This window comes from uncultured Actinomyces sp., assembly GCF_963526355.1.
Taxonomy (GTDB): Bacteria; Actinomycetota; Actinomycetes; order Actinomycetales; family Actinomycetaceae; genus Actinomyces.
On the sequence record NZ_CAUROW010000071.1, the window covers coordinates 1 to 9,594 of the forward strand.

Sequence of the window (9,594 nt, forward strand, 5' to 3'; positions counted from 1 at the left end):
AACCTCCGGATAGACGCAAACCCCTGCCCCCGTAAATCAACTGCACCCCCACCCAGGCTCTGGCGTCTCCTACATCTACGACCTCCCCTTCCGCATCCGCGACCGCGAATCCGACTTCCGCCGCATCCACACCGCCCTCACCCAGCCCGACCTCGGCACGGGGACGCATATAACCTCCGGATAGACGCAAACCCCTGCCCCCGTAAATCAACTGCACCCCCACCCACATCCCATCTCATAAGAACGCAAGGAGAATCCCATGATGACACTAGCCACAAAAACACGCCACAAGTGCTTCATCTCATATCATCATGACGACGAGCAGGAGGTCGAACAGTTTATTGACACATTTGACCACTACCATGATGTATTTATTGCTAACGGAATCGGTGCTGGCTTGCCTGGCGACATTATAAACAGCAACAACTCTGACTACATTATGCAGCAGATTCGTGAAAGATACCTACGAACCACAACCGTCACAATCGTAATGATCGGCATGGAAACATGGGGACGAAAGTTTGTCGACTGGGAGATTGCTGCATCCCTTCGCGACACTAAGACGACCACAGCCAGTGGACTCCTAGCGATCAGCCTACCATCCGTTCAGTATTACTCCGACTTGCGGATCCCCGCACGCCTTCAAGACAACATAGATGGCGATCAAGGTTACGCACGCTGGTGGCCATACCCACCTAACTCTGACGCCTTAGCGCACTTCATTGAAATCGCCTACTCAAACCGAGCCCAGAAAGACTATCTTCGCAACAATGGACGCACACTCCGTCAGCGGAACGCCTAATTAGAGATATCATGATATTGAAAGACGCTGACCTACCTGGCGCTTGGAGGAATGCGGACAGCGAATCTAAGCGGGGCCAATTGCTGACGCTATGGCTTACAGGAGTCAAGATCGGAGGTGGTTTAACTGCCGCCACTGGAGGCGCACTATCATTGCACCTTGGCAGCTTCGACATTGCCGCCTGGACCATTTTGTTCGGCTTCATTTTCGCATTCGGGTGCGAACTCACTCTGTTAATCCTTCAGCCGGAACGCACGTGGTACGAAGGAAGAGCCGTGGCGGAATCTGTCAAAACTCTTGCGTGGAGATACGCTGTCTGCGCAGACCCCTTTCCGAAGGAGATGAGCCGAGTAGAGGCGGAATCTAACTTTCGTCAACGCATTTCATCAATCGCAAGCCAGGTGTCAGATAACATCATCTTCGATGAATTGGACCCCGTTATCACAGACTGTATGGATATATTGCGCTCCCTTGAATTTCCATTAAGACGCTCCGCATACGTAAAAGGCAGAACCCTAGAGCAGAAACAATGGTACGCAAGTAAAGCTCGAACCAACCGTCGAAAAGCCCGCCTTTCGAGTGCCTTTCTTGCCCTTTTCGAGTTTATAGCGGTCATTCTAGCGGCAGGTCGCGCATTTGGTGGATGGAATATTGACCTTGCGGGATTCCTGGCGTCTTTGATTACTGCTGGCACCGCATGGGTAGCAGTAAAACAGTTTTCCCCTCTCGCTTCTGCATACGCAGTAGCAACAAAGGAACTAGGCATTCAAGCATCCAAATTAATCACTGTTGAAGAAACGGAATGGCCTCTACTGGCTGCCGATGCAGAAGAGGCTATCAGTCGAGAGCATACCACATGGTTAGCTTCGCGAATCGGCCGTTTTCCTAACTGGAACGACACCTAAGATACATGTTCACGGGAGGATTTCTAATTATGCGAAAGTTGACGCATCCGTCAAGGTGAGCAGGCCTACCTCCGTCACAAATACCAAGCCCGCGATTCTCTACTCGATCTCGCAGATACACACCGCTCCTCAGGCGGCGTGGAAACGTTTGTTCGCACCTTGGCGAGTCATGCCCAATACATCCCCGATCGCTTGCCATGACAAGCCAGCATCGCGTGCAACCATTACAGCCTCATCGAGCTCGCGCTCGGCGGCACGAAGACGTATCTGCGCGACCGCAATTCTTGCGAGATCGGGATCGTCGACCGTAGCCAAGGGAGCCGGACCATCTCCGTTGTTGGCGTTCTCGATCTCGTCAAGCATCTCTTCAGTGGTCTTCATGTTCACTTCCTCCTCAAGAACTTCTCGCGCGCAGACATTGCATGAAAGACGAAGTCGTCATCATTGACACCAACTTCGATCAGATGACCGGACCGAGAAGGGCCGACGACAATGACATAACCGTCGAAATAATGGACGGCCACGGGATTGTTCAGGGCATGGTCAATGTCCTCTCGTGTGAGGCCGTGCTTCCACGCACTCTTCAAGAACCCCATGATGGCAACTATATTTGCCACACAGCCAGGCGTCAACCTTTGTTACCAACACACGAGGGCCGTGTCCAAGCCGAAAGGCCGACGCGCACACGTCCGCAAAGGCAAGGTAACGGCCCGGAAGGTGAGCGACATACTGAACTCGATCGCTCGCCTTGTCCGGGCCGTCGGTGTCATTGTGGATGCCCTCAGCAAGTGGATCGGCTAGACCATCCCCTTGCTAGGGGAGTCGCCCGGATGGCACCCGGGTGGCTCCCCACCATTATGGCCGGCCCCGCTCAGCCCTGTCCACAGCCCGACGATACTCATCACAAGTACCCGCGAAGGAAGTCAGGTGACATGGATCCACCTGCGGGGACACTTCGGTCGTCTGTGGCTCCTGCGGCAGGTCGTGTTGCGCTGCGCTTGATCCGTGCCATCTCAGGCGGTCGGATGTGATGGCAGGTCACGCAAGCAGAACGGCAAGCCTGCACTCCGGTGCGGAGCTGAACTGGATCCGGTGAGTCATGCGAGCCCGAGGTCAGCATTGAGCTCGTCCCAGGGGATGGCGCCGTGTTCGGCGATCTCAGCGCGGGCGGCGTCGGCGGCCTCGAGGCCTGCCAGGTTCTCTGCCGCCTGGGTGAGCCGCTCCAGGTCATCCGCGTCAATCACCGTGGCCACGCGGCAGCCCCGGAGGGTCAAGACGACAGCCTCATGTCTGGCGCGGACACCGTCGACGATCTCATCGAACCGGCTACGCGCAACAGAGACAGGAAGGTCGCGCATAGCTCCAGTATGGGTGAAGGTCGCAGTTTTCACACCTTGTCACCAAGACGCGACTCGGTCCAACTCCTCTTCCTTTCCCTCATTGCGGTAGCCTCTGACCTGCGAGATCACTCCCGGAACAACGACGATCCACTCAGGGATAGACGCATTAGCAGCGAATTCCCATTGTTTCTCGGCCACCACCGTGCCGCATTCCCTTTTTTCGGGATCGCCTCGGTGCGAGCATCTTCAGCTCACACACCCGCCTCCTAGAACATAAAATCGACGGCAGCCTCAACGACCGAAGAACAACACTATTGTTGACCGACCCTACCATGACAAAAATTGCTTACATTCTCGAAATACAGGTTAGCGTTGAGAAAGCTAGGTAGTTGACCTACTACGCCACACACCTCTGTTGGCGACACAATCCTAGATACCAGTGGACTTTTCCGCCAACGAGCACGTATACTTCCGCTATGGTTAGTTCTGGTGGAGTTGCAGCCGCATTTGGTTTTCGTTATCAGTACGTGGTGACAGTAGGATTAATTCTTGACCTCTATGAAAATCCCGAACTCATATCCTGGTTCGTCGATGTAGATTTGGAAGGTCAAGACTCGGCCGACATACTGGTCTCTAGAAAAGGAGCCAGTTGGGACGAGGCGGTACAAGTCAAGGCTTCTCAAGCAGGATCCAGCACAGTCATGGGTGCCTCAGATGTACGCCGAATTTTCGACTCACTATCCGATGAGCACCCCACTGTATCCGACCGCCACCTAGTGACGAACCGCAAACTTACTCAAGATCTTGCTCGCGACAATGATAATGAACTTTGGTCTTGCAAGCCGGGCGAATACTTTCGACATGATAGTCGCGATTTAGGCACGTTAATCCGACTGCTGTTAGAGCGTATTTCCCGGCTCCGAGAAAGAGGGGCGGGCGGACTGCAGGTCCACCACATTATCCTCGCTCAACTCATTGACATGGTTCATCAAAGAGGGTCTGACCGATCCCAGCAGCGCATCACCCGCGCCGACGTCGATAGGATCCTTGCTGAACCCTCCGCGTTGCTGGCTGACGCCATCCAGAAGCGTTCCTGGGGAAGAGCGATCCAAGTCCCTCATAGTACCCCTATTGCGCGCCTTGAGCTGGATTCATTTATATGCAGTAAGCTGCCTTTGAAGACACTGCAGACGGGGTACGTTCATTGCGCAGTTGTCTCTGGGTTGTCCGGCACAGGGAAATCCTCTTCTGTAGTGAAACTAGTCCAGGATCGCATAGAAAACTTCGCGTTCGTACTGTGGATGGATGCGTCTAGTGAAATCGCTTTACAAGCGCAACTCCCGATGGTCCTTAAGGAGTTAGGAGCTTCCGACGGCGGAGGTGACCCAGCGGAGGTATTCACCGCTGTAATGAGTCAGGTTCCTGTACCTTGGTTGCTGGTGCTAGACAACGCCGCTGACACTGAAAGCGTTGTGAGGTGGGTTCCATGTAGCGGGTATGGGCACGTAGTGATCACAAGTACCAACAAGTCTTGGTCGGACAATTTTGCAGCATCTACTACAATTCAAGGTTTTTCCATCGAAGAGGCTCGTTCATTCTTTGCCGCACGTTTCGATAAACTCACCTCAAAATGGAGTAAGGAACAGGAACAGGCATGTGATGAACTGGCCAGGCGCCTCGAATACTGGCCTCTTGCATTGGAATTCGCCACTGCCTGGATCAAGCAACGTGGTGGTGACATAGAAAGGATCTCCGACTTTGTGGATCGTCTTGACCGTCTCAATCTCGACGACGTCAGTCTTGTACCTCACGGTTACCCAGCTACTGCCTATCGAGTAGTGATGGACCTACTGAGAGACCTCACCGAAAACGAGAACACCCTTATTATAGGTATCGCGCTCATGGGAGGGCACCGGATACCGGTACCCCTCCTAGATTCCTGGATCGCAACGTTAGGCTCTACCCGCGAATTACTCGATGGATTAATGCGCCGCAGCGTAGTGACGATGTCGCTACATCCCGACCAACGCGGACCTCACGACTACGACGAATTCGTCGATATGCATGATGCCGTCCAACTTATACTGACGCGCTCCTCTGAGGGAATCTCTATCCAGGGGCGCACCCTTGTCGCACTGGTTCACACATGTTCCGACCGAATCGAAACTCTCATTAAAGAACAACGTTTCATTGAGGCTACAACTCTCCTTCCCCCTATAGATATATTGTTGTCGAGATGCGTTTCCAGTTTCTCTACCGCACATATACCTGGCGAATGGACCACCTTGATGCACAATGTGGGTGCACTTGCGGCGGCTCTTGATGGAGTGGGCCCTGACCCAAATTGGGCTAGGCACATCGGACGGCGATGGCTTGAGAGCGCAATAGAGATTCGAAAGCAAATTACCAACGACATCGACCCTCTCTCAGTCGCCGCTCTGCAAATTGAGACCATCGGAGTTCTTGCTTACTTCCTTGATCTACTTCACGAAGATGAAGAACTCCTGCTACTTTCTCGACTTGCTGCCGATTATGGTGAGTCACACAGGGAAGCATTGAATCAGATCGGGACAGGGGTTCCACGGGCTCTGCGAATGATCAGAGAAGCAGTCGAGAATCGACACCCGGCTGATCGAAAACTACACGACCGCCTCCGTTCGCTTGAGATTCAAACAAGCCAAGGTCAGTGGAAGCATCAAAACCCTTCTCCCCTCATAGAGAAACTTCAGCTAGACATGCTTGAAGCACTTTCTATGGCCCAGCATGATCATTTTCAGAGTGGAGTCAATCTGATTCTGAAAGCCACGGAGTTGGCGTTCAATAAAGGCATTCTTTTTGCGAAGTCTATTGAATTCTTGCTTGATATTGGGGCCGCGCTGATCATCGCTGTAGCGCAGCGTTCTGCCGACAACCAGCACCTGCGTCAACTCATTAGTCAGATCGTCGATGGAGCTTCTTCTTTCGACGGCAGCCTCACTCCGAGTCAACGCGCCCGCATGAATATACTCAAAGCAGTGGGAGTAAGGAAGACCGGCGACCTACGTCAGGCCATCATCGAGGCTTTACAGGTCGTCGACGACAACCGTGAACTCCTCGATTTATGGACTTACACCGCGGAAATTATTTCCAACCAATTTGCGCGACAAGATCAGTTCATTAATTCCCCCGAAGGTTTTACTGTGTTCAATTCTAGCGACGAGATACTCTACTATGAAGCCATAGATCAGATTCACAACACTCCGGCGCTGTTTATCTGCAATCCCTGCTTTTATATGATCGACAATGCAGGGTTACATCCCTTAGGTCACGTCCCATTCGTAGAATCCGGGTTGACTGTCACCGCAAACCCAATTGCCGTTCGCCCCATAGCGCATGGATGGTACCTCACTTTGCTGCATGACTACCTCGAGATATACTCTCCGGGAGGACAGCCTTTGGTACAACAGATCTGTGTTTCGCCGGAGTTTACTGATTTGATACGTCAAGCGAACGGTGTTCTACTCGTGTACCACGATTACACCAAACCTTTTGACGAGACTTTAACTGCACCTGCAGGATGGATTTCATTTCCACAGAATCCGGCAGCTTCAGGGTGTCGCAGACGAGGATGGAGGAGATTATTTTCATGGTTTGCTAGGGATAAGAATCGGACGTGAATGGTGTTCAGCAGCAAACACAATCACGTCAGGATCGCTCCGCTTATCCACGCCGAGTTGAACCGGAGCCGGTATCTCATGCGAGTCCGAGGTCAGCCTTGACCTCATCCCAGGGGATGGTGCCGTGCTTTGCGATCTCAGCTCGGGCTGCGTCGGCCGCCTCGATGTCCGCCAGGTCCTCTGCCGCCTGGGTGAGCCGCTCCAGGTCATCCGCGTCGATCACTGCGGCCACGCGGCGACCCTGGCGGGTCAGGAAGACAGGCTCATGTCTGGCGCAGACGTCGTCGACGATCTCATCGAGCTGGCTACACGCAACAGAGACAGGCAGGTCGAGCATGACTCCAGTATGGGTGAAGGTCGCAGTTTTCACGCCTCGTCACCAAGAAGCGACTCGGGCCGCCGCCTCTCCCCTCCCCTCGCTGCGGTAGCCTCTGACCTGCGGGATCACTCCCGGAACAACGACGATCCGCACGAGGTGGCGCCGGCCCCGGCAGACACCACTCCCGTACACCATTCGCCACCATCTACCCCACCGCCCATCACCACCACGCTCCAGCTATGACGCTCCTCCTCCCTAGCCTTCAGGCCGAACGCATCCGTCGGTCCATCGTCGACTACCTCTCGACGACCTTTGCCCTCACCGACGCCGAACCGCGGCGCGTGCTCACCGACTTCCTGGAGGACGAGAAGCAGGGAGTCTTCGTCGGCCCCTTCGTCCGCCTGCGCCTGCCCTACCTGGCCGCGAGCGCCCGCCCCGGCACAACCAACCCGGCCCACCCCGCCGACCGCCCCCTCGACTGGGATCCGGGCCTGACCCCCTACCAGCATCAGAAGGACTCCTACCGGCGCCTGACCACCAAGGGCGGCCACCGCCCCGAACCGACCATCGTCACCACCGGCACCGGCTCCGGTAAGACCGAGTCCTTCCTCCACCCCGTCCTCGACCACGTCCTGCGCGCCCGCGCCCAGGGAATCACCGGCATCAAGGCCCTCATCCTCTACCCCATGAACGCCCTGGCCTCCGACCAGGCCAGCCGCCTCGCCAGCCTCATCACCAAGGATCCCGCCCTGGCCGGCGTGCGCGCCGCCATCTACACCGGGGACTCCTCCGCCAGCCCCCGCAAGCACGTTACCGCCGACTCCCTCATCACCGACCGCTACGTCATCCGCGACAACCCGCCGGACATTCTGCTCACCAACTACAAGATGCTCGACCAGCTCCTCCTGCGCCCCGAGGACCGCGAGCTGTGGCGGGCCTCAGCCGGGTCGCTCACCTACCTGGTCCTCGACGAGTTCCACACCTACGACGGCGCCCAGGGCACCGACGTCGCCATGCTGCTGCGGCGCCTGGGCCTGACCCTGCGCGCCCACCTACCCGCCGACCACCCCCGCCAGGAGGCCTTCGCCTCCGCCCCACTCGGCCCCGTGTGCCCGGTGGCGACTTCCGCCACGCTCGGCGACGGCGGAGACCCCTCCCAGATGCTCGCCTTCGCCCGCGACGTCTTTGGAACCGACCTGCCCACCAGCGCCGTCGTCACCGAGACCCGCGCCGACCTCGACCAGTGGGCCGCCACGCACCGCCAGGTGGCCGAGTCCAAGGGCCTGGCCGGCCGCGCCCTGCGCCTGCGCTCCCTGCCCGGTGAGAACCTGCAGGCCCTGGCCCGCCTCGCCGAAGCCGGCTCTCCTGACCCTGCGGAGCTGCTCCGCGGCGTCGTCGCCCACCTCTACGACCTGACCGAGGAGGTGGAGGACACCCTGGACGCCGCCGGCCTCGCCTCCGCCCTCCAGGCCCACCCTGACATCCTGGACCTTGTGCGCGCCGCCGAGCGCTCCACGTCGCTGGCCGACCTCGCCCGTGACCTCCTGGGCCCCATCCCCGAGTCGGGCCTGGCCCGGCGGGTCCTCTCCGCGATCCTGGCGGCCCTGTCCGTCGTGCGCGCCGGACTCGACGGCAAACCCGACCGCAGCGCAGTCAACGTGGAGGTCACCCTGTGGATCCGGGAGGTCACCCGCGTCGACCGGACCCTGAGCTCCCTGCCCTCCTTCCGCTGGGCCGACGCCGCCTCCGAGCAGACGCAGGTCGAGGAGCCCGCGCGCCCCGCCCTGTACTGCCGCTCCTGCGGGCGCTCCGGGTGGGGCATCGTCCTGGCCCCCACCGGTCAGAAGGAGAAGGACGACCAGACCCACGTGCGCCGCGACCGCAAGACCGGCGACCCCCGCTTCCGGGCCCTCCTGCACGCCCCCGGGGAGGACGCCGACTACCGCACCCGCGCCGAGGCCGGCGAGATCAACCTGGAGGCCCGCCACCCCGGGCTGCGCTGGTACTCCATCAACAGCCGCGAAATCCTCACCCGCCGCCCGGACCAGGAGAGCACCGAGGCCAAGGAGGGCCTCGTCCTGCCGGTCCTCATGCTCACCGGGGACGAGCGCAGCATCACCGAGGACTCCACCAACGACGTCTGCCCCTCCTGCGGGGCCAAGGACTCCATCCGCTTCCTCGGCTCGGCCGTCGCCACCCTCCTGTCAGTGTCGCTGACCACCCTGTTCGGCGACGACGCCCTCGACAACACCGAGAAACGCGCCCTCATCTTCACCGACTCCGTGCAGGACGCCGCCCACCGCGCCGGCTACGTCAACCAGCGCTCCCACACGATGAGCCTGCGCTCGGCCCTGCGCGGGGCGCTGCGAGCAGAGATGCCCATCGAGGAGTGGGCCGAGGCCGCCCTCAACGACGCCCAGGCCAGCGCCTTCGACCGCTACCGGCTGGTTCCCGCAGCCCTGTCCGAGCACCAGCGCTTCAAGCCCTACTGGGACCCGAAGGCCCCGGCCTCCAAGCGCAGCCAGGCCAAGCCGCACGTGCGCCGTCGGCTCCTGTTCGACATCGCCCTGGA

General features: G+C 58.2%; 8 protein-coding genes. 4 read left to right on the forward strand and 4 right to left on the reverse strand.

Going from position 1 to position 9,594, the window contains the following annotated elements; all coding sequences use genetic code 11:
- Positions 1–259 precede the first annotated feature (259 nt).
- Complete coding sequence (locus RWR81_RS10775) at positions 260–802, forward strand: TIR domain-containing protein (RefSeq protein ID WP_314457654.1); 543 nt, start codon at positions 260–262, stop codon at positions 800–802.
- A gap of 11 nt (positions 803–813) precedes the next feature.
- Positions 814–1,707: a DUF4231 domain-containing protein gene (locus tag RWR81_RS10780; RefSeq protein WP_314457656.1), complete on the forward strand. Its 894-nt coding sequence runs from the start codon at positions 814–816 to the stop codon at positions 1,705–1,707.
- A gap of 129 nt (positions 1,708–1,836) precedes the next feature.
- On the opposite strand, the gene RWR81_RS10785 is transcribed toward RWR81_RS10780, so the two are convergent.
- The 3 genes from RWR81_RS10785 to RWR81_RS10795 form a co-directional block, all read right to left on the reverse strand.
- On the reverse strand, positions 1,837–2,088 hold the full coding sequence (locus tag RWR81_RS10785; RefSeq protein ID WP_314457658.1) for a hypothetical protein: 252 nt from the start codon (positions 2,086–2,088) through the stop codon (positions 1,837–1,839).
- A gap of 2 nt (positions 2,089–2,090) precedes the next feature.
- Positions 2,091–2,303 (reverse strand): hypothetical protein, encoded by a 213-nt coding sequence (locus RWR81_RS10790; RefSeq protein WP_314457659.1) that lies wholly within the window; start codon positions 2,301–2,303, stop codon positions 2,091–2,093.
- A 501-nt stretch (positions 2,304–2,804) separates the two neighbouring features.
- Positions 2,805–3,065 (reverse strand): type II toxin-antitoxin system Phd/YefM family antitoxin, encoded by a 261-nt coding sequence (locus tag RWR81_RS10795; protein ID WP_314457662.1) that lies wholly within the window; start codon positions 3,063–3,065, stop codon positions 2,805–2,807.
- Positions 3,066–3,523: 458 nt separating this feature from the next.
- Here RWR81_RS10795 and RWR81_RS10800 point away from each other — a divergent pair, with 458 nt between their 5' ends.
- Positions 3,524–6,703, forward strand: a complete 3,180-nt coding sequence (locus tag RWR81_RS10800; protein WP_314457664.1) for a hypothetical protein — start codon at positions 3,524–3,526, stop codon at positions 6,701–6,703.
- A 76-nt stretch (positions 6,704–6,779) separates the two neighbouring features.
- Here RWR81_RS10800 and RWR81_RS10805 read toward each other — a convergent pair whose 3' ends face one another.
- Positions 6,780–7,040: a type II toxin-antitoxin system Phd/YefM family antitoxin gene (locus RWR81_RS10805; protein ID WP_314457666.1), complete on the reverse strand. Its 261-nt coding sequence runs from the start codon at positions 7,038–7,040 to the stop codon at positions 6,780–6,782.
- Between the two features lie 221 nt (positions 7,041–7,261).
- Here RWR81_RS10805 and RWR81_RS10810 point away from each other — a divergent pair.
- The coding region (locus RWR81_RS10810) for a DEAD/DEAH box helicase (protein WP_314457667.1) at positions 7,262–9,594 on the forward strand (2,333 nt) is incomplete at its 3' end.